At 47.1% G+C, this 25,121-nt stretch carries 21 protein-coding genes; 11 read left to right on the top strand and 10 right to left on the bottom strand.

The window, feature by feature from the left end:
• Window positions 1-4 precede the first annotated feature (4 nt).
• Complete coding sequence (gene trpS, locus KZ771_RS09390; protein ID WP_133539415.1) at window positions 5-1,012, bottom strand: tryptophan--tRNA ligase; 1,008 nt, start codon at window positions 1,010-1,012, stop codon at window positions 5-7.
• A 1-nt stretch (window position 1,013) separates the two neighbouring features.
• On the bottom strand, window positions 1,014-1,691 hold the full coding sequence (gene rpe / locus KZ771_RS09395; protein ID WP_290571185.1) for a ribulose-phosphate 3-epimerase: 678 nt from the start codon (window positions 1,689-1,691) through the stop codon (window positions 1,014-1,016).
• 135 nt (window positions 1,692-1,826) lie between these two features.
• On the opposite strand from rpe, the gene KZ771_RS09400 reads away from it, so the two are divergent.
• Together KZ771_RS09400 and KZ771_RS09405 are read left to right on the top strand one after the other, a co-directional pair.
• Complete coding sequence (locus tag KZ771_RS09400; protein ID WP_290571183.1) at window positions 1,827-2,150, top strand: hypothetical protein; 324 nt, start codon at window positions 1,827-1,829, stop codon at window positions 2,148-2,150.
• Window positions 2,150-2,365: a DUF2970 domain-containing protein gene (locus KZ771_RS09405; RefSeq protein ID WP_290653052.1), complete on the top strand. Its 216-nt coding sequence runs from the start codon at window positions 2,150-2,152 to the stop codon at window positions 2,363-2,365. Before KZ771_RS09400 ends, KZ771_RS09405 begins: the two co-directional genes overlap by 1 nt.
• A gap of 12 nt (window positions 2,366-2,377) precedes the next feature.
• On the opposite strand, the gene prlC is transcribed toward KZ771_RS09405, so the two are convergent.
• On the bottom strand, window positions 2,378-4,423 hold the full coding sequence (gene prlC, locus KZ771_RS09410; RefSeq protein ID WP_290653054.1) for an oligopeptidase A: 2,046 nt from the start codon (window positions 4,421-4,423) through the stop codon (window positions 2,378-2,380).
• 146 nt (window positions 4,424-4,569) lie between these two features.
• Here prlC and KZ771_RS09415 point away from each other — a divergent pair, with 146 nt between their 5' ends.
• The 4 genes from KZ771_RS09415 (at window position 4,570) to KZ771_RS09430 (ending at window position 14,214) form a co-directional block, all read left to right on the top strand.
• A complete protein-coding gene (locus tag KZ771_RS09415) occupies window positions 4,570-6,849 on the top strand; it encodes a S9 family peptidase (RefSeq protein ID WP_290653056.1) in 2,280 nt (759 codons plus the stop codon).
• Window positions 6,850-6,973: 124 nt separating this feature from the next.
• Entirely contained in the window at window positions 6,974-8,326 is a 1,353-nt protein-coding gene (gene gorA, locus KZ771_RS09420) for a glutathione-disulfide reductase (RefSeq protein WP_290653058.1), read from the top strand.
• Between the two features lie 151 nt (window positions 8,327-8,477).
• Window positions 8,478-11,363 carry an insulinase family protein gene (locus KZ771_RS09425; RefSeq protein ID WP_290653060.1) on the top strand — a complete coding sequence of 962 codons (2,886 nt, stop codon included), beginning with the start codon at window positions 8,478-8,480 and terminating at the stop codon, window positions 11,361-11,363.
• A 148-nt stretch (window positions 11,364-11,511) separates the two neighbouring features.
• Window positions 11,512-14,214 carry an EAL domain-containing protein gene (locus tag KZ771_RS09430; RefSeq protein ID WP_290653063.1) on the top strand — a complete coding sequence of 901 codons (2,703 nt, stop codon included), beginning with the start codon at window positions 11,512-11,514 and terminating at the stop codon, window positions 14,212-14,214.
• Here the strand turns inward: KZ771_RS09430 and KZ771_RS09435 are convergent.
• The 4 genes from KZ771_RS09435 to hemH are packed head-to-tail and all read right to left on the bottom strand — an operon-like array spanning window position 14,155 to window position 16,812.
• The gene (locus tag KZ771_RS09435) at window positions 14,155-14,697 is read right to left on the bottom strand and encodes a hypothetical protein (protein WP_133539424.1); all 543 of its coding nucleotides are present in this window, start codon (window positions 14,695-14,697) and stop codon (window positions 14,155-14,157) included. The two genes, KZ771_RS09430 and KZ771_RS09435, sit on opposite strands and share 60 nt — an antisense overlap.
• Before the next feature lie 42 nt (window positions 14,698-14,739).
• A complete protein-coding gene (locus KZ771_RS09440; RefSeq protein WP_290653065.1) occupies window positions 14,740-15,243 on the bottom strand; it encodes a retropepsin-like aspartic protease in 504 nt (167 codons plus the stop codon).
• Window positions 15,227-15,679, bottom strand: a complete 453-nt coding sequence (locus KZ771_RS09445) for an OsmC family protein (protein ID WP_133539426.1) — start codon at window positions 15,677-15,679, stop codon at window positions 15,227-15,229. Before KZ771_RS09445 ends, KZ771_RS09440 begins: the two co-directional genes overlap by 17 nt.
• A 32-nt stretch (window positions 15,680-15,711) precedes the next feature.
• Complete coding sequence (hemH, locus tag KZ771_RS09450; protein ID WP_290653068.1) at window positions 15,712-16,812, bottom strand: ferrochelatase; 1,101 nt, start codon at window positions 16,810-16,812, stop codon at window positions 15,712-15,714.
• A gap of 131 nt (window positions 16,813-16,943) precedes the next feature.
• Here hemH and KZ771_RS09455 point away from each other — a divergent pair, with 131 nt between their 5' ends.
• Together KZ771_RS09455 and KZ771_RS09460 are read left to right on the top strand one after the other, a co-directional pair.
• Complete coding sequence (locus KZ771_RS09455; RefSeq protein ID WP_290653070.1) at window positions 16,944-17,546, top strand: VTT domain-containing protein; 603 nt, start codon at window positions 16,944-16,946, stop codon at window positions 17,544-17,546.
• A gap of 11 nt (window positions 17,547-17,557) precedes the next feature.
• Window positions 17,558-18,577 (top strand): hemolysin family protein, encoded by a 1,020-nt coding sequence (locus KZ771_RS09460; protein WP_290571163.1) that lies wholly within the window; start codon window positions 17,558-17,560, stop codon window positions 18,575-18,577.
• Here KZ771_RS09460 and KZ771_RS09465 read toward each other — a convergent pair.
• Window positions 18,521-19,282: a sulfite exporter TauE/SafE family protein gene (locus KZ771_RS09465; RefSeq protein ID WP_290571158.1), complete on the bottom strand. Its 762-nt coding sequence runs from the start codon at window positions 19,280-19,282 to the stop codon at window positions 18,521-18,523. The two genes, KZ771_RS09460 and KZ771_RS09465, sit on opposite strands and share 57 nt — an antisense overlap.
• Before the next feature lie 86 nt (window positions 19,283-19,368).
• On the opposite strand from KZ771_RS09465, the gene KZ771_RS09470 reads away from it, so the two are divergent.
• Window positions 19,369-20,298, top strand: a complete 930-nt coding sequence (locus KZ771_RS09470) for a rhodanese-related sulfurtransferase (RefSeq protein ID WP_290571156.1) — start codon at window positions 19,369-19,371, stop codon at window positions 20,296-20,298.
• 58 nt (window positions 20,299-20,356) lie between these two features.
• On the top strand, window positions 20,357-20,830 hold the full coding sequence (locus KZ771_RS09475) for a Dps family protein (protein ID WP_133539431.1): 474 nt from the start codon (window positions 20,357-20,359) through the stop codon (window positions 20,828-20,830).
• 73 nt (window positions 20,831-20,903) lie between these two features.
• Here KZ771_RS09475 and KZ771_RS09480 read toward each other — a convergent pair whose 3' ends face one another.
• Entirely contained in the window at window positions 20,904-23,366 is a 2,463-nt protein-coding gene (locus tag KZ771_RS09480) for a TonB-dependent receptor (protein ID WP_290571154.1), read from the bottom strand.
• A gap of 168 nt (window positions 23,367-23,534) precedes the next feature.
• On the opposite strand from KZ771_RS09480, the gene KZ771_RS09485 reads away from it, so the two are divergent.
• Entirely contained in the window at window positions 23,535-23,735 is a 201-nt protein-coding gene (locus tag KZ771_RS09485; RefSeq protein ID WP_133539432.1) for a DUF3185 family protein, read from the top strand.
• 47 nt (window positions 23,736-23,782) lie between these two features.
• On the opposite strand, the gene KZ771_RS09490 is transcribed toward KZ771_RS09485, so the two are convergent.
• Window positions 23,783-25,105: an MFS transporter gene (locus KZ771_RS09490; protein WP_290653072.1), complete on the bottom strand. Its 1,323-nt coding sequence runs from the start codon at window positions 25,103-25,105 to the stop codon at window positions 23,783-23,785.
• Window positions 25,106-25,121 lie beyond the last annotated feature (16 nt).

The raw sequence follows: 25,121 nt of genomic DNA on the forward strand, positions 1-25,121 counted from the left end.
ATACTTACTCGGGGTAAGCAACAAAACCAACCGCTTTGTATACGTCAGCCAACGTCTGCGCCGCCTTTTCCCGAGCCTTGTCAGCGCCTTGCTTCATTACCTGCTGTAAAAACGCCGGATCATTTCGCATCTCGCTATAACGCTGCTGAATCGGCTCAAGCATTGCCACCACGGCATCAGCTACGTCGGTTTTGAGGTGCCCGTACATTTTATCTTCATATTCCGGCACCAAGTCGTCAATATGACGTCCGGTTGCTGCCGATAAGATGCTAAGTAAATTAGACACACCTGCTTTTTCGGCAGGATCAAAATATATCCGCGCTTGTTCGTCAGAGTCAGTCACCGCGCGCTTTATTTTCTTAGCTATCTTTTTAGGTTCTTCGAGTAAGCCGACATAGTTATTCGGGTTATCGTCAGATTTCGACATCTTTTTAGTCGGCTCTTGCAGTGACATAACTCGAGCCCCAACTTTTGGAATCATTGGTTCGGGCACTTTAAAGACTTCGCCGTAGAGATTATTAAAACGTTCGGCTACGTTTCGTGCCAATTCCAGGTGCTGTTTTTGGTCATCACCCACCGGCACTTCATGTGCTTTGTATAACAAAATATCAGCCGCCATAAGAGCCGGGTAGGTAAACAGACCGGCATTAATATTGCCGGCGTGTCGCTGCGATTTATCCTTAAACTGGGTCATTCGGTTTAACTCACCCATCTGGGTGTAACAATTCAATATCCAGGCCAGTTCCGCATGCTGTGGCACATGTGATTGAATAAATAGCGTGCTTTTATTCGGATCAAGTCCACATGCCAAATACAACGCCAATCCGTCCAGTGTCGCCTCGGTCAACTTCTGCGGCTCCTGCCGCACAGTTATTGCATGCAAATCAACCAGCATGAACTTGCAGTCATGGGTATCCTGCATTTTCACCCAATTACTAATCGCACCAATATAGTTACCAATAGAAAGCTGTCCTGATGGCTGACAGCCACTGAGTACAACGGGTTTTGACATGTTAATTTCCTGATTCTACTTGTGATATTTGTTGACGCATCTTACTGATAGCATCAGCATAACTGGGTTGATTAAAAATAGCTGAACCAGCAACAAACATATCTGCGCCCGCTGCAGCAATATCTTTAATGTTGTCAGCATTAACTCCACCATCAACTTCCAACCGGATTTCTCGCCCACTGGCATCGATACGCTGACGCACCTGCCGCAACTTTTCTAATGTCGATGGAATAAATGACTGACCACCAAATCCCGGATTAACGGACATGAGCAATATAACGTCTAGTTTATCCATAACATGGTCCAGGTAATGCAGCGGCGTTGCCGGGTTAAAAACCAGTCCTGCTTTGCAACCGTGTTCTTTGATCGTCTGTAAGGTCCGGTCAATATGTTCCGATGCCTCGGGATGGAAGGTAATGTAAGAGGCACCCGCTTTAGCAAAGTCGGGAATAATGCGATCGACCGGCTTTACCATTAAATGCACATCGATAGGTGCACTAATGCCATAGTCGCGCAGCGCCTTACAAACCATTGGTCCAATGGTCAGATTGGGCACATAATGGTTGTCCATTACATCAAAATGAACAACGTCGGCACCTGCCTCTAACACGTCCTGTACTTCTTCTCCCAGGCGGGCAAAGTCCGCGGATAAAATTGACGGAGCGATCAAGGGTTGCATAGTCAATAGCCTCTAAAACAGTAAGTGCGCGGATTATAGCAGGTTATGAATGACAAAAAAATTTCTCTTAAATTGCTAGTAATTGTAACAAATCGCTGATAAATTAAGCAGTATTAACCATCGGGGGACTGACACATGTCGTTGACAGTAAAATCAGTATCTATTGCAACATCAATCATCGGCTTAGCGGCTGTTGGTTACCTGTTTGCAACACCCGCATCCCCGATCACCTCAGTCAGTAACTCCACTCAGCAATGTGAGCAGTTGCTTACGAATGCAGAAACAGGTGACATTAAAAAGCAGTGTGTAGCTGCCGCAAACGAAGTTACCTGGACGAACTGGGTAAAAGGCGAAAGCCGCTCGGCGCAGTTTCACTTCATTGATTTATTTGAGTTGTTATTCAGCTCCAAAGACGCCTCACAACAAAAACAACGTTTTAATCAACAATCTTCACTGTAATGTCTGAATCGCAGAAGCGCCCTGGTATTATCAGTACTATTTTTAGTGTCATCGCGGCCTTTTTTGGCGTGCAGAGTGAGTCAAATCGACAGCGCGACTTTAAACACGGTAGTCCATTGGCTTACATCATCGTTGGCATTATTCTCGCCACGGTAATGGTGTTTGGACTCATTGGTGTGGTTAATTGGGTGCTGGCCGCAAGTAGCGGCCAGTAACTAACGCTCGTACTATGCGGCTATTCCACTATGCCGCAGTAATGGTTCTACCTGAGGCTCGCGACCACGGAACTCGACGAATAAATCTGCTGCGCTGCGTGTCCCGCCGCGCTCTAATATTGCCGTAAGAAAATCGCGCCCGGTGGCAGCACTGAATATTCCCTCTTCCTCAAACCGGGAGAATGCATCTGCCGACAGTACTTCCGCCCATTTATAACTGTAATAACCAGCCGCATAGCCGCCGGCAAAGATATGCCCGAAACTATGTTGAAAGCGGTTGTAGTCGGGAGGTATACGCACACTGGCTTGTTCTCTGACTTGGTTCAGTATTTCGGCGATCCGCGCTCCTTCAGCAGCATTAAATTCATAGTGCAAGCGCATGTCGAATAAAGAGAACTCCAACTGGCGCATCATCTGCATGGCAGACTGAAAATTCTTCGCCGCCAGCATCTTTTGTAACAACTCGTCTGGCAGCGGTTCACCAGTCTCATAATGCCCCGAAATATAGGCCAGCGCTTCCGGTTCCCAACACCAGTTCTCTAAAAACTGACTAGGCAACTCAACCGCATCCCACTCAACACCATTAATGCCGGAAACTCCCGCGGTGTCTACCTGCGTCAACATGTGGTGCAACCCATGCCCAAATTCGTGGAATAACGTGACCACCTCGTCGTGTGTAAATAACGCCGGCTTACCGCCTACCGGTTTGTTAAAGTTACAGGTTAGAAAGGCGATGGGGTTTTGTACCTGCCCTGATGCATGTTTGCGCCGACCGACACAATCGGCCATCCACGCCCCTCCACGTTTGCCGGCGCGCGCGTATAAATCAAGGTAAAAGCTTCCGCGTAACCGACCGTCTGCGTCATGAATACGGAAGAACCTGACATGTTCATGCCAGGCATTGATATCGGTTTGCTCGCTGACGGTCATTCCGAACAGGCGTTTCACCACCTCAAATAAGCCGTTTAATACCTGTTGCTCAGGAAAATAAGGGCGCAACACCTCATCGGAAATAGCGTACCGCTGTTGTTTCAGCTGCTCACTGTAATAGGGGACGTCCCAGGCTTCGAGTTGCTGTACCCCTTGTTGTTCTGCAAATGCTTCAACCTCTGCATATTCCTGCTTTGCTTGTGGCAACGACTTGGTCGCAAGGTCGTCTAAAAACGTCAATACTTGCGTCGGTTCATCGGCCATTTTGGTGTGTAATGACATTTCGGCATAATTGTTGAAGCCGAGTAACTCCGCTAGCTCATGTCTCAGCGCCAGTGTTTCATCCATAATACTGGAGTTATCATATTCACCGGCATTGGGCCCTGTTTCAGACGCCCGAGTAGTAAATGCGTAGTACATTTCACGACGCAGTTCACGATCTTCGGCATACAACATAACCGGTAAATAGCTGGGGATATCCAACGTGAACAACCAGCCGCCCTGATCGCCTGCGGCCTCGGCAGCTGCTTCCCTTACGCTTTCCGGTAAACCGGCCAAACGCGCTTCATCAGTAATATGACAGTGCCACGCGTGCGTGGCATCAAGTAAATTATTACTAAATTGTGATGATAAATCCGACAGACGACTTGAGATTTTCGCGTAGCGCTGCTTTTTCTCCTCATCAAGATCAACGCCTGACAAGTGGAAATCGCGCAGTGTGTCGTTGATTAGCTTTTGTTGCGCCTCGGTCAATTGCTCGAATTCGTCGCTATTACGCAGGCTCTGGTAGGCATCGAATAAGCCTTTGTGTTGCCCAACAAAAGTAGAGTAGTCAGATAACAGCGGCAGGCAACTATCATGAGCTTCACGTAATTCCGGCGTGCTAACAACCGAATTTATGTGTGATACCGGCGCCCACACTTGCTCTATTTTCTCGTCTGCGTCAGTCAGTGGCTCGACTAAACCATTCCAACTGTAGTCTTCGCCAGCCAGAACGGTTTCGATTGTTTCTCTGGCCTCATCTAAACGTTGTTTCAGGGCCGGTACAATATGATCAGGCTGGATTGCCTTAAAGTCAGGTAACACTTCACCCTGTTTTTCATCACTCAATAGCGGATTCTCGTTCATTAGTTCCTCGGTCGCTTTATCTTTTCTCATAACCTAGATATTGGGCTAGTGGTCGATTCTTCAAGCCATGCCTCTGACTTTTGCTTACGCTTAGGGTAGTATCGTTGGCGGGACTAAATCAGATTACAACATTATAAGGTTTTTCCATGTCAGTGAAACAAGCGTTACGGGGCCCTCTTTTAATGGCCGGTATTATTGGCCTGACGGTTAGTGGCTGTGCACAGACCTCCTCAACGGTAGAGTCAGTGGCGCAAACGAGTAGTTTATCCGTCGATACGATATACAATAGCGACACCTTTCGTTTGGATTATCCTGCGCCGACTCGTTGGCTAGAAGATGGTTCAGGTTATACAACGCTGGAATCATCAGCAACAAACGAGGGGCGAGATATCGTCCGTTATCATCCAGAAACAAATGAACGCGATATCCTCGTTTCGGCAGAGCAACTAACACCAGCGGGTGCTGAAACCGCGCTCGATATAGCTGATTACCGTTGGTCCGATGACGGTAACAAAGTACTGATTTTTACTAATACAAAACGCTCGTGGCGAACCCACACGCTCGGCGATTACTGGGTGCTTGACCGAGCTAACAATCAATTACAAAAGTTAGGTGGTACTGCGCCAGAGTCGACCTTGCAGTTTGCAAAATTTAATCCACAAGGTGACAAAGTTGCCTACGTAATGCAGAACAACATTTACGTGCAGGATCTGGCGTCGATGACTATTACACCCATTACCACTGATGGTAACGACTATATTGTTAATGGGACCTTTGACTGGGTTAACGAAGAAGAGTTTTTCTTGCGTGACGGCTTCCGCTGGAGCCCCGACGGTGAGCATATTGCCTACTGGCAGCTCGACACCGAGGGCACACCGCTGTTCACCATGATCAACAACACTGACGAATTGTATCCAACGCTAAAACAGTTCCCTTACCCTAAAGTTGGTGAAACCAATGCCGCCATGCGCATTGGTGTGATTGACGCCGATGGCGGCGACACAAGCTGGATGCAATTACCCGGCGATCCGCGCCAACATTATCTGGTACGCATGCAGTGGGCAGGCAACAATCAGCAGCTGTTAATTCAACAGCTAACCCGTAAACAACACATTAACCGCGTATTCCTTAGCACTATTGATAAAGGGCGTACTCAGGAGTTAATTCGCGAAACCACCGACTCCTGGGCTGAATATGTTGACGACGTTAAGTTTTTAGCCAGTGGCGAACGCTTTACCTGGTTGTCTGAGCGCTCAGGTTTCCGCCATATTTACGTGGTTAATAAAAGCTCGGGTAAAATGACCGAAGTCACCCAGGGTAGCTGGGACGTGGTCGAGGTTTTGCGTATCAATGAGACCAGTGGCTGGGTGTATTTTATTGCGTCGCCGGATTCACCGCTCGAGCGTTATTTATTCCGTGCCAAACTTGACGGCAGCGGAGTATTGGAGCGTTTAACACCACAACAAGCGGGCACTCATGCCTATAGTGTTTCGCAGGACGGAGCCTATGCTGAGCACACCTTTAGTGCGGTTGATCAGGTGCCGCAAACTCACATGGTTAAACTACCAAGCCACGAGATCATCCGTCCTGTCGTATTAAATGAGGATGTTCAACAACAGGTCAATAGCATCGCACGCAAACCCGTTGAATTCTTCCGTGTCGAAGCGCGCGACGGCTTAGCACTCGACGGTTATATCATGCGTCCAGCCGACTTTGATCCAACTAAAAAATATCCCATTTTGTTTTACGTTTACGGCGAACCCTGGGGCCAGACCGTTGCGAATAAATGGGGAGGCTCGACCTTCTTGTGGCACACCATGCTAACCCAACAAGGTTATATTGTGGCTTCAATCGACAATCGCGGCACCAAGTCACCACGGGGCTTTGACTGGCGTCGTTCGATATACAAAAACCTTGGGGTTGTTACCGTGCGCGATCAGTATGACGCGTTGCAGGCTATGAGCCAACGCTGGGACTTTATCGATACCTCACGAGTCGGCATTTGGGGTCACAGTGGCGGTGGGTCACAAACGCTAAACGCTTTATTCCGTTACCCCGATGCCTATCATATGGGTATGGCCCTGGCGCCGGTTCCTGACCTTACCCTGTACGACACTATTTACCAGGAGCGTTATTCAGGGCTGCTGCCGGAATCTGCAGAGCGTTATAAGGAAACCTCTGCCATTACTCACGCTGAGGGATTACAAGGGGATTTGCTGCTGGTACATGGTACCGGTGATGATAACGTGCATTTTCAGGGCTCCGAGCGATTAGTTAACGAACTCATCAAGCACGGTAAGCAGTTCGACTTCTTCGCTTATCCGAACCGTTCTCATGGAATTTATGAAGGCCCGGGCACTGTCGAACACCTTCGCACCATGATGACCAAGTTTGTTAAAGAAAACCTACCAGCCGGCGGTCGCTAAGAACTGATCTTTCGATTACGGTAATCGGTATTATCAACAGGCAAAGCCCCTCAGTTCGTTGCAACATGAGGGGTTTTTCTTCAAGATATGCGCATTCAAATTTTTCTGACAGGAGTTTAGTAGTATGAGCAGACATTATGACTATTTGGCTATTGGCGCAGGTAGTGGTGGTATTGCGTCAGCTAACCGCGCTGCAATCCGTGGTGCTAAGGCAGCAGTGATCGAAGCCAATGCTGTTGGCGGCACTTGCGTCAATGTCGGTTGTGTACCCAAAAAAGTCATGTGGTACGGCGCTCATATTGCAGAAGCAGTTAAATACTCCCCCGCGTACGGTTTTGATGTCGAGCAGAAAGGTTTTGACTGGGCAACCATGGTTAAAAACCGTGAAGCGTACATCGAGCGTATTCACGGCGGCTACCATCGCGGCTTTCAGGGTAATGGTGTTGAATTCATTGAAGGCTATGCAACTTTCGTGGATCATCGCACGGTTGAAGTGAATGGCGAAAAAATCACTGCCGACCACATTACTATTGCCACTGGCGGACGCCCGATGATCCCGGATATTCCAGGCGCTGAGCATGGTATTGATTCAGATGGTTTTTTCGCGCTGACAGAACAACCAAAAAAAGCCGCTGTCATTGGCGCAGGCTATATAGCAGTAGAAATTGCCGGCGTATTTCACGCACTGGGCACCGATACACATCTTTTAGTTCGCCGTGACCGACCGTTGCGTAACTTCGATAAGTACATCACCGACGGACTGCTGGAACGAATGAAGCAAGACGGCCCGACCTTACACACAGAGACTACGGTCAAGGAAGTGGTCAAAGCAGACGATGGTACCTTGACGCTGCACTACGAAAACGGTGAATCACTTGCCGACGTTGACTGCCTGGTGTGGGCAATAGGGCGAGTGCCTGCAACCGATAAGATTAACCTTGATTGTACGGGTGTTGAGTTAGATGCTGACGGTTTTATCAAAGTCGATAAGTACCAAAATACCAACGTACAAGGTATTTATGCGGTAGGTGATAACACCGGCGCAGCCGCATTAACTCCAGTCGCGATAAAAGCCGGCCGACAGTTAGCTGAGCGCTTATTTAATGATATGCCGGATGCGCACATGGATTACGAAAATATCCCAACGGTCGTATTCAGCCACCCAACTATAGGAACCGTTGGATTAACCGAAGAAGATGCGGTTGTTAAGTATGGCGCCAGTAACATTAAGACCTACACCTCGTCTTTTGCTGCAATGTACAATGCGGTAACACCACACCGCGCGTTAAGTTATTTCAAACTGGTTTGCTATGGCCCGGAAGAAAAAGTCGTGGGTATTCACGGTATCGGTGAAGGCATGGATGAAATTCTGCAAGGCTTTGCCGTTGCCGTAAAAATGGGTGCACGCAAATCTGACTTAGATTCGACCGTTGCATTGCATCCAACATCAGCGGAAGAATTCGTTACATTGCGATAAACAGCCTAACCATGCGAAGTAAAGCCGGCGACTCTGCCGGCTTTTTTATGGTTAAAAGTTGTTACAAATTTTTAGACAAGGGATCAACCTCAATCGTTATAACAGTGTTAAAGTCTGGTCAATATAATTTAGGTAACTGAGACTTTTCACTATGAAAAAACTATTCCTTGTTTCCGCTATCAGCGCAGCATTATTTGCCGCTGGTTGTGCGCAAACAGACACATCAACAAACACCAATAGCATCAGTACAGCGCCAGTAGCCGCTGATCAAGTTATTAAAAGCCCAAACGACCAGCGCCAATATCGCACCGTAACACTCGACAACCAACTGCAGATACTTTTAGTGTCTGACCCTGATACTGAAAAATCGGCAGCTTCGCTGAGCGTCGATGTTGGTTTGCTACATGACCCAATGACCCAACAGGGTATGGCACACTACCTTGAGCATATGCTATTCCTGGGCACCGAAAAGTATCCCGATACCAATGGCTACAGTGAATTTATGAGCAGCAACGGGGGTAGCCAAAACGCCTACACCTGGCTCGATATTACTAACTATATGTTTAAGGTTAATAATGACGCATATGACGAAGGGCTGGATCGATTCTCGGACTTTTTTAAGGCTCCTATGCTCTACCCGGAGTACGTCGACAAAGAGCGTAATGCAGTAAATGCCGAGTGGTCAATGCGCCGCGAAATGGATTTTTTTGGACAGTTTAAATTAGGTCGCGCGTTACTCGGCGAACACCCGGCCAACCGTTTTTTAATTGGTAACCTGGAAACATTAAGCGATAAAGAAAACAGTAAGCTTCACGAAGAAACCGTTAAGTTTTATAACCAGTATTACTCTGCCAATATCATGAAAGTCGCGATGCTAAGTAATCGTTCGCTGGATGAAATGGAAGCCCTGGCACGTAAGCATTTTGCCAGCGTAGAAAATGACAATATCGAAAACCCGGAAGTGGACGAACAACTGAACTTTGCAGACGTAGGCGGCAAGCTCATCCATTACGTCCCTAACGAGGATGTGAAGCAATTAAAGCTGGAATTCCTGATAGCCAATAACCAGGACCAGTTTGCGGTAAAACCTAATCGCTACGTAACCTATTTGCTAGGCTCAGAAATGCCGGGGACACCGGCCGCCACGCTAAAAGAAGCGGGTTTAATCTCAAGCCTGAACGCATCAGCGTCGCCTGATTTTTATGAAAACTATGGCATATTATCCATTGATTTTGAACTGACTGACGCCGGCATGGAACAGCGCGAAGAAATTGTTCGCGTTATGATGGATTACATTAAACAGGTTAAATCTGAAGGGGTCGACGAGAAGTACTCTAAAGAAATACGTACGAGTTTACAGAATCGTTTTAGATTTCTCGAAAAAGGCGATGAGTTTAGCTATGTTTCATCGCTCGCGGAAGCTATGCAAAATTATCCTGCAGAGTACGTTATCAGCGCACCATACGAATTTCAGCGCTTTAACCCAGACGCAATAAATAACGTACTTGACCAGTTAACGCCGGAACGGTTACGAATTTGGTATATCAGCCAACAAGAGCCGAGTGATAGTGAGCTGAAGTTTTACGATGGTAAATATAAAGTCGTGGAGCTGAGTGAGCAGCAGTTACAGCAATACCAACAACCCGCCGACTATGCGGTTAGCTTACCTAAAGTCAACGAATTATTACCCGAAAGCTTTGCAATTCGTGACAATGCGAGTTTCGCTAAACCGAAAATTGTTACACAAGAGCCAGGCCTTGAGGTATGGCAATATCCGAGCCAGAAGTTTGCTGACCAACCTCGCGGCATTCTAACCGTCAATATAAATAACGAAGCACCGATTACTGATATAAAAAGTCACGTATTGGCTGCCCTTTGGCGCGATCTCTACAGCCTGAATACCAGTGCTTTGGATACTGAAGCGAGCATCGCGGGCATGAATTTAAGCCTTGCCAATGGTGTTGGTATGACGTTGACCGTATCTGGTTTTACTGACAAACAACCTGAGTTGCTGAATCGTGCATTATCAGCACTTGCATTTGATGTAGAGCCTCGTAGCTTCAAGCAAGCAGTCGACCGTTACATCCGGGCGATTAATAACAAGGGCCAACAATTCCCGCTATATCAATCGTTCGACGCCTACGGCAGTTTGATCCGCGAAGGCAGCTTTGCCGAGGACGAGCTAATTAAAACCGCTCAGTCTCTCAGTGCAGTAGACCTCGAGCAGTTCATGTCGGCTCTATTAAGTAATAACACCATACGTGCGTTTGCATTCGGTAACTATAATCAAGCCGATATCGATAAGGCAGTGGCTCAGGTTAAGACCAATCTACCTGATGACCGCAATGTCACCGATTACCGCTACGCTAAGTTTTACAAGCCTCAACAGCAAAGCGCTATAGTGTTGCGTAAAGATCTCGATGTCGCCGATGTTGGTTTAGTGGAAGTTCACATGCACCCGGAACCTGGATTTGCACCGCACGCCGCCGGCACCGTGCTGCAAAGTCACTTCCGCACTGCTGCGTTTGATACGCTCAGAACGGAAGAGCAGTTAGCCTATGCGGTAGGCACCTTCGCTCCAACTCTGGATCGATACACGGGCCTGGGTCTATACATTCAAACACCGGTGAAAAATGTTGCTGACATGCATGAGCGGTTTAATCGCTTTAAGCAGGAATACTGGCAGCAACTAAAAAACATGTCGGTCGATAAGTTTGAACAGTTAAAATCAAGCACGCTAATAACCCTTAACGAGCCGCCGAAAAACCTCAACGAGGAAGTCGCCCCAATCTTATCTGACTGGGCACTACAGCGGTTTGACTTTGATAGTCAGCAAGCCCTAATACAGGCTGTCGAAGCGCTTACGTTAGAACAGCTGAAAGCTTTTTATCAAGCAACGTTGCTTAACCCTGAAGCTGCTCGCATTTCTGTTCAATTACGTGGCGAAAAATTCGCCGAGCAGCCATTTGCAGACATTCCTAACATGACCGTTATCGAGAGTCTTTCCGACTTTCATCAAACTATGCCCAAACAATAAACAGTTAGTCCTGCAATCACAAATACAAAAGGCAGTCTAAAAATGACTGCCTTTTTTATGCTCTTTACAGGACATATCTGCGCGGCTACTATGACCTTTATAATAGACAGGCGATCTACTGCGAGTATACGGTTGCCAAGGAGCCACGGTGTTAAACCAATTAACAGATAATCTCTCATCATCATTGGTCCCGTTAATGGGGCTTGTATGTCTATTATTTGGTCTGGTCGGCGTTATCGACCTTGCTGTTAGTGCCAACGCCGAAATCATGCCCGCATTAACACCCGTGTTGTCTTTGGCAACAATCGTTACTGGCCTTGCTATTCTTAGCTACCTGGCCTCGTGGTGGCTTCTTACACGCTTGCTAGGTGTAGTAATTATTATTAGTGCGGGTTATTCAGCGTGGTTTGCTGAGACCCAAATGTCGGTTTTTTTGCCACCGGTTGCTCTATTAGTCGGTTCGGTATTTTTGTTGTCTTCTAATCATAATTTCTCTTTTCGCTGGTCTAAATTTACAGGCTTACTACTAGCCACGTTATCCACCGCCCTCTTTATCTCGCTTTGGGTCCGTGGCTATACCACCCAATGGGCTACGAATCCAATTACTGTAACCGCAGCCATGGTTATAACGACCGCTGTGGCGTTGGCTTTTTTACTGTTGCCGAGTGCCAAGCGGCAAAATACTTACCCCCATCCTGTTGGACTCTTTTTAGCCGGCGCCATTGTTACAGCAACCATCACCATTTGGGCGGTTGTCTCTAACCAGCATATCGACAATATCAAGCACCGCGGTAAACTCAATCTGCGAACATCCAGCGAAACAATAAGTGAGCGTTTGGTAATTCAGGACGCGGCAATACAGCGATTGGTAAACCGTTGGGAAAACGTTGGTGCGCAAGATTTGAAAACCTTGATCGAGATAGATTCGCAGACTTATATCGATGATTTTGGTTTAATTGAGGCCATTGCTATTTTTGAGCAACCTAACCGGTTGTTACCGGCATCCTCAGGTGCTGACGAAGCTCTCGATATTTTCTCTATCGAGAGTATCAAGCAATGGCGCGCTGACAACTTTAGCACTCAGGCAGCTGTAGTTGTCGAAAAAAGCCTGCACTCTAATCAGCCTCGCTTTGTATTAGTCTACCCGATCAATAGTCAGGACAAGCAACCGAAGCAGTTAGCAGTCGTGCTGAATATTAGTAAACTCTTAGATGTTCGGAAAATTCCCTATCTTGATTATTTCGACACTTACCTCAAGCTCAGCGCCGATTACTATTTACCGATAGCGAGTAGTGAATTTTATACGCTATCTGAAGCTGAACTAGCCGACTTACACTTTTTCCAGTTATCTACCGAATTACCGGTTTTTGGCGAACAACCGATGGTATTTCATGCCGCGCTTAATAGCCCCAGCGTATTTTGGCACAACGCAATGATTAATCAGTTTATTTTAATCGTTGGCCTGCTGTTGAGCGTGCTTTTTTTAGCCACTTTCGATGTTAATCGCCGCTTAAACCGAGAGCGCAACAAACTTTATAACCTGGCGAATTTTGATACCGTCACCGGCTTAATACGACGTGATGTGCTCGAACAACGAATAGAAGACTATTTAGCTAAAAATAGGCACTTGGAATGCGGCGTGCTGTTTATTGACTTAGATGGCTTCAAAGCGATAAATGACAATTTGGGTATTAACATTGGCAACCGGCTTTTACGGGCTGTTGCTGAGCGCTTAAAGGAGAAGCAATTAGACGACGTGGAAATTGCACGGTTCAGCGGCGATGAATTTATCGTGTTTCTCCGTTATTCATCTATCGATAACTGCATAACCGTTGCCGAGCGATTACTCAGCCGTATCCGGGAAAAGTTTTCTTTCGACGAACTCGAGCTCTATTTAACCGCCAGCATAGGTATCAGCCAGCCCAAATTAGAACAAACTACAGCAGAGCTGTTGATTCAAAACGCCGATCTTGCAATGAGTAAGGCCAAAGAACGAGGGGGTAATACTTTTCAGGTCTTTACTGAATCAATGGGAGTTAAATACGAACACGCATTGCATTTGCGCAATAAAATGCAAACAGCGATAGAAGCGGACTCCTTTGAGGTTTACTTTCAGCCCTACGTGGCAGCCAATAGCAACAAAATAATTGGCGCAGAGGCGTTGGCCAGATGGCCACAGGCGGACGGCAGTTTTATATCCCCGGCAGAGTTTATAGCCATTGCTGAACAAACGGGCCAGATTGTCCCGCTTTCGACCCTTATCATGCGCAAAGCATTTGCCCAGCTTGCAAAAATCCAACACAACTCTGACTTTGTGATGTCGGTTAACTTATCGGTGAAACAGTTTCAACGCGAAAATATCACGCAATTGGTTTCATCGCTTGCAACAGAATTCAATGTACCGTTACACCGCTTGCAGTTTGAGTTGACAGAAAGCGTGATGGTCGACGATGCTCAGCAAGTGTTTACCGAACTGGCGGAGTTAAGAACAATAGGATGCCAAATTGCAATCGATGACTTTGGTACGGGATTCTCTTCGCTGGCTTATCTGAATAAGTTGCCGGTTGATGTACTCAAAATTGACCGCGAATTCACGCAATCAATTTATACTGACCCGGCCAGCCAGACTATTTGCAAAGCAATAATTAGCATGGCACACGGACTTAATAAACACATTATTGTAGAGGGTATCGAGACTACTGAGCAGGCTGATTTCTTTAAACGATTAGGCTGCATGGGCTTGCAAGGCTTTTTATTTTACAAACCCATGCCTTTTCAGCAGCTAGATAATTTACTCAACCCGAGTGACTCGAAAGCGTCGGTTAGCTCCTTCCCGCCCGAAAAAGAATGAGTTAAGTGCGCCACGTTCGATATAATAAGTGTCTTCTTCTTTCCAACTAAAATAGCCGACACTTTCCGTTTGCTTCCAGACCTGGCCATTGTCCAGTGTAATTATCCAATTGCCGTAAGGGTCCTGGCGGCGGCTTGCCACATTAACAATCAGCTTCTCTATTTCGTCCATATCTTTGGCGTTTTTGTGTTCAAGTCCAAAGCGTTGTTCAGAGCTCTTCCCATTTTCGCTGCGTTTTTGCTGACCTTTTTTACGAGCTTGCTCGGCTACTTGCTGGCCATGGTTATTGCCTTTAGCCTGGCGTTCTTTACCAGAAACTGAAGTTTTATCAGCCTGCTTCTGCGCTAACTGGTCATAACACACCAAACGCTCCAGTGAATCTTCTATGGTTGCGCATCGTTGCAGCGGAGTCTGTTGTGCGGCTACCGATGCGGTCATTACGATTGATGACGCAATACATGCTAATGCTGCACGTTTTTGCATAATGCTATCCTCTTAAAATAGTTGTTTGACTCGATATCGGGGTTAGTATCGGATAGTCAGCGTATCGCCTTTTTGCGTTAACTCAAATTGTTTTAACGCGCTCATACCCAATAAAATAACGTCACCATCCATACCCGGTGTAATCGATGCTTCGACATCATTCAAGGTTATACCACCTAACTCAAGCGAATTAAGCTGCGTGCGGTAGGTTATAACCCGGCCATTAGCTGTTTGCGACATGCCTTGCCGACCCCGTTTTAGGTTTAGCCGCTCAGCCAAACCTGCCGGTATGGCAACCAGAGTTGCTCCGGTGTCCAGTAAGAAGGTTACCGGCGAGCCATTAATGCGACCATCAGCAACATAGTGACCCATGCGATTCTGCACTAACTGGACAAGCAACTGATTGTCCCGCTGTTGGGCTTGTAATTGTCGGTTAGGGTTAAATTGTTGCTGCAGCTTATCTTCAAAAAACCAAACCAATAATGCCAGTGCCAGGCCCCATGCGATAAACAAAAAGGGCTTACCAAAGCTATTCGTGGTCGACATCTTTTACCTTGGTATTGTTGCTGTCATAGACCTTCACATCAACATCAATGCCATTACGTACGCTTTGGGTAACCACACAAAAGTCTTCAAATTTCTCCAGCGCTTGTTGCAAGTGTTCAAGATTATCCTGCTCATTACCCAGAAATATTTCGACCGTAATGTTGGTAATTCGCCAACGTCCTTCTACTCGCTCTACTGAGCCCTCAACCTCAGCACTAACCTTGCCGGGATTATCTTTGTACTTGCGTAGCGCGAACATTAAACTGGCTGCCAGACAATTTGCCACTGATGCTGCAAGCATTCTTGAAGGGTTGGGACCTTCGCCCCCGCCCAGCGGCTCAGGCTCATCGGTAGTGATTTCGCCAAACTGACCAAAATCGACAACGAATTTATAGTCCTCTACAAGCTCCAGGCTTAACTTAAAATCGCCTTCCATGATATCTCCTCTTAAAGCCACACAATCGATTGCTAGTAAGGTAAATTTTGGTTTTTTACTTTATCCGCCTGAGCCTGTCTAACACTCAAAGCGTCAGTTTGATCTTGCTCAACTACCCAGCCACTCAAGTTATGTGTTATGAGTTGAGTCAACGCCTCTATATGTTGCGGTTCTGCGTTTAACGCACTGATATACTCATATCGCTCACCGCCGCTCTCCATAAAGTACTCTTTATTCTCTTCGCCAATCTCTTCAATTGTCTCCAGGCAGTCTGCCGAAAAACCCGGACAGAAAACCTGTACTGATTTGACGCCTTTACTCGGTAGGCTTTTCATTGTCTCGTCGGTATATGGCTGCAGCCATTCTTCTCGGCCAAAACGCGACTGGAATGTGGTTAAGTACTCACTTTCGCTAAGCCCCAGCTTTTCTGCCAGAAGACGAGATGTTTTATAGCATTCACAATGATACGGGTCGCCATTTTTTAAATAACGGAGCGGCACGCCATGATAAGAAAATATAAGTTTGTCAGCTCGCCCGTGCTCGCTCCAGTGGCGTGTAATGCGAGCCGCAGCCGCCTCGATAAACGGGTCAAAGTCATGATAATGCGTGATAAACCTAAATTCGGGAATCCAGCGACGACGGGTGAAGTCATTTGCAATAGCATCGAACGTTGAGGCTACGGTAGATGCCGAATACTGCGGGTAAAGCGGCAATACTAATAACTTTCGTACTCCTGCCTGCATCATTCGTTCAATCGCATCTTCAATGCTCGGCGAGCCATAACGCATGGCAAACTCAACAACAACATGTTCACCATACTGTTGCTGTAACTGCTCACGAATCGCATTCGCTTGATCTTCAGTGTGGTACAGCAACGGTGAGCCGCGATCGGTCCATACCGTCTGGTAAGCTTCTGCTGAGCGCTTGGGCCTAATCCTTAGAATAACGCCATTCAAAATTAGCGACCACAACAGCCTGGGAACCTCGACCACACGAGGATCAGACAAAAATTGTTTCAGGTAAGGTTTCAGTGCCGCTTTAGTCGGCGCGTTTGGGGTACCCAGATTGGTTACCAGTACCCCCAGTTTATCTGGCTGCTGATGAGAAAATGTGGGACTGCCCTTAAACTTCATGCGTCGCTTTCCTTTTGGTGACCACTAAAACAAATTACCTGCTCATTACGTCATTTTTAAACGGTTCGATCCCTATTGCAAAGTTTTCGCGTTAAACTAGTTACGATTGTACCAATCGATAATGGAAAATCGTGAACGACAGCAACGTCAAACCCACTAATAAGTCAGCACAAAAATGGCTGCAGCGATTACTGGAGTCTCCCCACGCTCTGGTTATTTTATTCTTTATGTCTGCGCTGGAGGCTACCCTCATACCAATTCCGCTAGAGCTGGTATTAATTCCCTTTATGATCCTCGAACGCGAACGTATTTGGAGCATCGCCTCGGTAGCCTTAGCAGGTTGCTTATTTGGTGCAGTTTGTGGCTACTATATTGGTTACACCTTGTTTGATACGGCTGGCCAGTGGTTTATCAACTACCTAAATCTTCAGGATTACTACCAAGACTTCAAGACGACCCTGGAAAGTGACGGTTTTATCGCGATATTTCTGGTCGGCGTCACCCCGGTTCCGTTTCAAACTGCTATGCTAGCCGCCGGCGCAACTGCATTCTCGTTACCACTATTTTTACTGGCCTCCGGGCTATCCCGGGGTATACGTTATTACGGCCTGGCAGCACTTGCGTTATGGCTTGGCCCCTACGCGCAGGAATGGTGGCAAAAAAATGCATCGCGTTTGGGTTGGTCGATTGCTATTATTTCAGCCATTGCATTGCTGATCTTTCAGTTTAGCTAAATAGAGAGCCCATGTTTTTACTTATTGTTTTTGCTGTTTTAGCAGTCGGTGTGTCATTTGTTTGCTCAATATTAGAAGCTGCGCTGCTGTCGATTACACCGAGTTATATAGCACAGCTAAAAGAGCACAAGCCAGAATTACACAACAAACTTAAAAAGCTTAAGCAAAATATTGATCAGCCGCTGGCTGCCATATTAACCCTAAACACAATATCGCATACTGCCGGCGCCGCAGGCGTCGGTGCTCAGGTTGGTATTGTGTTTGGTGATGGCTATCTTGGTATTGCTAGTGCGGTAATGACATTATTAATTTTAGTATTATCAGAGATCATTCCCAAAACCATTGGCGCAAAATTTTGGCGTGGCCTTGCCCCGGTCTTAGCTCCTACGTTAATTTTTATGATATTTATTTTGCGTCCATTTATCTGGTTGTCCGACCAAATTACCCGCCGTATCGGTAGTACCGAACCCGACATTGACGTGCGGTCGGAAATTAAAGCCATGGCGACAATGGGATTGGAACAAGAGGCGTTGGATAAAGACGAGCACAGGGTAATATGGAATATCCTCGACTTGCATGATATTCGCGTTAAGGATGTCATGACCCCGCGTACTGTGTGTGAGACCATTCCGCCAGGTATGTCAGTTGCGGAGTTTGCTGAAAAAGCCCGAACTCTTCCTTTTTCTCGCTTTCCTGTTATTGATGCCGAGGAGGAACCCTTAGGATTGCTGTTCAGGAGTGACGCGCTAGATGCAGAGAGACATCAGGATGTCGCCGAGCTAGTTCGACCGGTCGAAATTGTCACCGAAACGGTAAGCATCGAAAATTTGATGGCCTACTTACTAAAAGAACGCCAGCATTTGTGTCTTGTATACGACGAACACGGGAGTTGGCTTGGGTTGATTACCTTAGAAGATATCATCGAAACCATTCTGGGGACCCCGATTATGGACGAGACGGACAACGTATCCAGCCTACGCCGTTATGCCCGCCAGCGTTGGGATAAGCGCCTCAAACGCGACCCACAATAAGCGCAATGCCAATAGCGTTATAACCCAACTGAAGATCTGGTTAAAGCGATGATTGGAGATTCGCTTTAGCCAGTTTAAGCCAGCCCAGGTACCAACAAAGCCCGCCACCATCATGGCGAAAATCAGTGCCAACCAGTCTTTAAATATAAAACCTGCCAAGCCAAACACTAATGCCTTGGGAGCATGCTGCATGCTCATCGTGGCGGCAAAAGTAGCCACGGTGGTCATGCGTTCGTTAAATCTGGACTTAATAAATGCCGCCACTACAGGCCCGGAAGCCCCTACAAATAGCGAAATAAACCCAGTAATCAACCCTCCGGTAGCTAACCCGGCTCGTCCCAAAACCAATTGAGGTAATTTCGGCCCCCAGGTCAAATACAATAAAAACAGCGCAATGCATAATTGCAGAATACTTGCGGGAAGTTGTACTAATAACAAACTACCCACATACGTTCCCAACAAACCAAACGGGACAAACCAAGCGACCGTAAACCAATTGATATAACGCCACGCTAAAATAGCGCGACCAATATTAGAGCCCATTTGTACAACACCATGAACCGGGATTATGGCTTGAGCGGGCAACACCAAAGCCAAAATGGCGATAAGTACCGCGCCACCGCCGGCGCCAGCTATGGCAGTAAGCAACGAGGTTAGCGAAGAAATAAAAACCAGCAACCAAAACAAGCCATCGCTTGCAGACATTGAGCAAAACTCCCTGAACGGTTATAATTCGCGCGATTTTAACGCCCCGGATTTACGTTCCGGCTAGCTGAAAAGGTAATTATTTTATGTATATATGCGCGGCATTGTATAAATTTGTCGAGCTCAACGATTTTGAGCAACTCCGTGAACCCCTGTACCAAACCTTAATCGATAACGATGTTAAAGGCACTCTTCTTTTAGCTCGCGAGGGTATTAACGGGACTATTTGTGGTACCCGCGAGGGTATTGATAACGTGCTGAAATACTTGCGCGCTGACCCTCGATTAGCGGACGTTGACCACAAAGAGTCACCGAGTGATACCCAGGCTTTTTACCGCACCAAAGTAAAATTGAAAAAAGAGATTGTCACATTGGGCGTTGACTGGGTCGACCCTAAGAATACTGTCGGCACTTACGTTGAGCCTGAACAATGGAATGATCTGATTTCGGATCCCGAAGTGCTGGTCATTGATACCCGTAATGAATACGAATACGCAGTTGGCACCTTTGAAGGTGCGGTTAACCCGAAGACCGAGGCGTTTCGCGAGTTTCCCGAGTATGTGAAACAACACCTGGATCCGGCTAAGCATAAAAAAGTTGCCATGTTCTGTACTGGCGGAATTCGCTGCGAAAAGTCCACTGCGTACCTTAAGGAGCAAGGCTTTGACGAGGTGTATCATTTAAAAGGCGGCATTTTGAAATACCTGGAGATGGTGCCTGAGCAGACCAGTAAGTGGAATGGCGAGTGCTTTGTGTTCGACCAACGTGTTACTGTTAAACATGGTCTGGAGCAAGGTGAGTACGACCAGTGTTATGCCTGCCGTATGCCAATTACCGAACAAGAAAAACAATCTGAGCACTATCAAAAAGGTGTGAGTTGCCCCCATTGTTTTGACAAAACAACCGCTGAACAAAAAGAGCGCTTTGCCGAGCGGGAACGCCAAATTCAGCTGGCGAAGCAGCGCGGCGAGCAACATATTCGTGACGGTAAACAAGAAGCTATCACTCAAAAATGATCACTTTATCCGCTTAGTTCGTAATTAATGATATTAAATTTTCGCGTAAGGAGACAGCATGAAACAACTACAGGTTATCGGGTTAGACGAGAAGAAGTCGGCAAAATTAGGCGATAAGCTAAATGAGCTTTTGGCTAATTATCAGATTTTTTATATGAACGTGCGTGGTTTTCACTGGAACATCAAAGGTGAGCAATTCTTTGAGCTACACGTGAAGTTTGAAGAAACTTACAATGACTTGCTGTTGAAAGTGGACGAGATTGCCGAGCGTATTCTAACTCTGGGTCAGCGCCCTATGCATGCTTATTCAACCTATATTAAAGCGAGTGATATCGAGGAAGTAAAAGACGTTCACGAAGGTCGCGCCTGCGTTGGCAATATCCTTGATAGTTACCAATCAGTGATTCGCCTGCAGCGCGAAATTCAAGCACTCGCTAACGAAGCTGATGATGAAGGCACAGCTGCGTTGATGAGTGACTATATCCGTGAACAAGAGAAAACCGCCTGGATGCTAACCTCATATCTGGGGTAAACGGCCCTGCCATTTCGCTTTATAGCAAGAGCCCAACGGTTAGCCGCTGGGCTCTTTTAGTTTTTCCGCACAGTTAGAATGAATAGTTAATACGTGCGTAGTAATAACCGCCGTTAATCCCAAACGGTAAGGTTTCCCAGCCATATTTGAAGCCCGCCTGCGAGAACGGAACACCGGCGTCACCCCACTCATCTGGATAGGTATCAAAGACATTGTTAGCACCTACCATCAGGTTAAGATCTGAGGTGATGTCATAACCAACTGACAGGTCCATCAACCATTTAGCACTCCATTCATGGCGAATACCTGTAAACGCTTGTCCTTCAACCGCGCCAAAATAATTTAGTGCTGCGTTAACTGTCCAGTCGTTACGCTGCCATTGGCCGCTAAACGTCGCTTTCTCCCCCGGTTGTCCCTCCTCAATGCGAAGTACTTGTGTGTCGTTAAAAATTTGATTAGCCGGGATTAGTGAAGAAACTGAGTTGACACTTTCCACACTGGTATCCATAAAGCTTATTGCGGCCGTTAAATCCAAATCACCGCTCCACAACTGCGTAGGATAAGAGCCAATAATATCGACTCCCGTAGTTTTGGTATTGACCGAATTAGTAAAGAATTGTGCTGCGCCTAAGTTGTTAGCAGCCAATATCGTGGCAAAGTCAGCACCGACCGATGCAGTCAAAGGTTCTGATATCACAATACGGTCATCAATATTAATTTGGTACGCATCAACCGTTAAATCAAAACCATTATCCCAACGCTTAATCAAGCCAAGGCTAATACTCTCGGATGTTTCTTCTTCCAATTGATTAATACCAAACTGCCGCGCCACTTCATCATCATTAGATACAGTACCCGTTTGTACCAGTGTCCCGTTAACAATATTAGTTAGTACCTGCGAATAATAAATTTGCTGTACACCGGGAGCTCTAAAGCCGGTAGATAACGTGCCACGCAATGAAAAGTCAGAGTCTACGTCATAACGCATCGATAACTTACCAGAGATATTATCGCCTGCTATATCGTAGTCTTCGTAGCGTAACGCACCTGCCAATAGAAACTCAGGCGTTACATAGTATTCTGCATCAACGTAGACACCATAACTATCGCGGTCTGCGTCGACAGCCTGGCCCGGACTAAAGCCCGGAAAGCCCTGTATACCAGCTTCTGCGGCGGCACCCGATGGGGTTAAGATTTCGATACTCGGGTCATTCGTTCTGCCATAAGCCCAGGACACCGGATCACCCGGATTAATAGCATAGCCATCAGTACGGTATTCTGCGCCGACAGCCAGATATAATAGCTCATTGCCAACATCAACCGTGCCATTAAAGTCTAAATTAAACGTGGTTTGTTCAAACACTAACTCGCCATCAAAGGCCTCGGTCGGAGTCTCGGCAAAAATTCCTCCATTACCGTTAGGCTCGTAGTACCAACTGACATTAGCCGAGTTGGCAGAGTTAAAACGAAATTCGTTTTTACCATGCACGACACTTGCATCCCACATCCACGCATTAGGCAGATCGCCGCGTACACCAACGGCTAACGATTGGTCATCAGCTTCAGTTTTTAACTGCGGCAGGAAGCCATCCGGATACAATGCTTCGATAGTGCGAGGATGACCTCGTCCACGGAAGAAACCCGCCGAGCCACCATCACGAGTGGATAAACCGCCAAAAGCATAAAGTTCTGTAGTACTAGTTAATGAATAGCCTGCATTGAGCCAGGCGTAATAGTTTTCCGAGTCCGCATCACCGACATGCAAGCGCACAACCGGATCGCCATTGGCGTCCAGCCAATTACCTATTAATTGGCCACCCGTCGCTTCGAGGGTCGCTGGCGAAGCACGGTTGGTCATTCCGCGGTCACGATATTCCAGCGTTAAATTAACAAAACCTTCACTGCTCGAAGTACCAATATTAAAGCCCAGCTGTTTGTTCTCACCATCACCCTCATAGGTTTGACCAATTTCTGCGTTCAGGCTACCACCATCACCACTTTTAAGGGTGATATTAATAACGCCGGCAATAGCATCTGAGCCATACTGAGCTGCCGCTCCATCGCGTAAGATCTCGACTCGCGCCACGGCCGAAATAGGGATAGCATTGATATCATACCCCGCAGAGCCTTTACCGATAGTTTCCTGCACATTCACCAGCGCCTGTTGATGGCGACGTTTACCGTTGACCAACACGAGTACCTGATCAGGACCTAAACCACGCAGTGTTGCGGGTCGAATAATGTCAGAACCATCGGAAATCGTGGTGGTAGAAAAGTTAAACGACGGTGCGCTCATTTGCAGAGCTTTACCCAGTTCAGACGCACCAGTACTCACTAACTGATCACCTGAAATAATATCAACCGGTGAAGCCGACTCTGTCGCGGTGCGACCATTAACGCGGGAACCCAGGGTAACAATACGTTCCATATTTTCAGCGTCTGCATTATCCGACTGGCTTTGTGCGTGAACAGGAGCTCCGTATAAAACAGCACTTATAGCTACCGCAACCCCAGCTTTATTAAGGACTTTTTTCATTTTTTTATTAACCCCTGTTTTAAATATGTATTTTATTATTTACTCGGAGTTAAAGTGTTTTGATATATGTCAACTCTTATATATCAAATGGCAGTAGCTTGATAACCACAATAGCTGTGCTACATTTTAAAAGAAACTAGCGGGAAATCAGATAACTAGGAGAATAATATGAATAAAGCGGTGGGATTAGTGCTAGTGGTAGTAGGGGCGATTTTACTCTTTTTATCATATGAGGCATCACAGTCATTGGCTTCAGAAGCATCTGAGGCGTTTACCAACCAACCGACCGATAGCACCCTTTGGTACCTAATTGGGGGCGTTGCAGCGGTTATTATTGGTTTGTATGCCTTACTCAAAGGAAAAAAATAAGCCATTAACAACAACGGTGGCTCGAGAGCCACCGTTTACCCCGACAATTAGTTTTCTTCACCCGACACATTCGGCAGTGCCAGCGCAGAGACGAAGGCAAGCACACCGACAGCAACTAAAAACCATAGTACGGCAGCAACGCCATAGGCTGAATCAAGCCAACCCAGCAAAATTCCTGCGAGTAGTATTACGCCCATTACCGTGTTAGAAACTGCCGTTAATTGAGCCCGATTATCTTGCGTTGCCATGTCGACCAAATACGTTTTGCGGCCAACACGCGCTCCGTGATGCGCGACAGCTGATAAAAACAGTAGCGCCCCGGCTACCCACCCGATTGCCAGTGCGTGCGGCATCCAGTAATAAAGACCAAGTGCCAATAACATAACCAGCGTTGACATAACCGAGGCAGCAGCCATAACACGATCGCTGGCAGCATCAGACCAACGCCCCCATACTCGGCCAGCCAGCAGCCCTGCAAGCCCACTAGCCAGCAATAAACTGCCGAGACTAGTTAACTCAGCATCCCCCTGACGCTGTATCAAAACCACGATATAAGGAATCGCAAAGGCCGCAGACACTAATAGTGCGCGGGTAATAACACAGTGACCAAACTGTCCATTGCGCCATAACAGCGTCAAAGATCGTAGCGCCTCGTTAATGGCGTTACCACCTCCTTCGGTTGAGCCGGCGACTTCCGGAATACCAGCATAAAGCAACGCTGCTGAGGCCCACAGAATCACGCCAGCCCCTAATAACGCCAGGAATAACCAGCGTTCACCACTAATATCCGGCGCAAACATTATGACCAGCGCAGTGGCAAGAGTTAAAAAGCCGGCAGCTGACGCTGCAACACCTGACAACCGGCCACGACGAGTTTTAGATACCGTCTTACCCGTTACGTCTTTATTCGCAACGGAACAAATGCCACGTGATAACGAAAAAATAGCTAACAAAATGACTACAGACCAGCCCAATGCACTGTCGTTTAGGGTCGCTACGGCTACGATCATTAATGCCAGCGCGAGAGCCTGTCCCACGCTGCCAGCTACCCAAAACCACTTTCTAACCGGCTGTTCCCGCAGCTTCTGCGCTACAAACAATTGCGGCAATAAAGCCAGTGATTCTCGCAGAGGTACCAACGCACTAATAAATATGGCAGGAGCACCCAGCGTACTTAGCATCCACGGCAGCACTAACCGAGCGCTGACTAACGTGTCGCCGAGTTTAGTCAAGGTAAGCGACAATAACATCAATACAAATGAGCGCGGCTGATGATTGCAGGCAGATTCCGGGATATCCCTACAAACCCTGGCATCTTCGTCTTCAGCAAGATAGCCGTAGACGCGGTGGGTCAGGTCCTTATCACTCATTTATCGCTCCCTCGGG

Source organism: Idiomarina sp. (assembly GCF_019431395.1).
Taxonomy (GTDB): Bacteria; Pseudomonadota; Gammaproteobacteria; order Enterobacterales; family Alteromonadaceae; genus Idiomarina.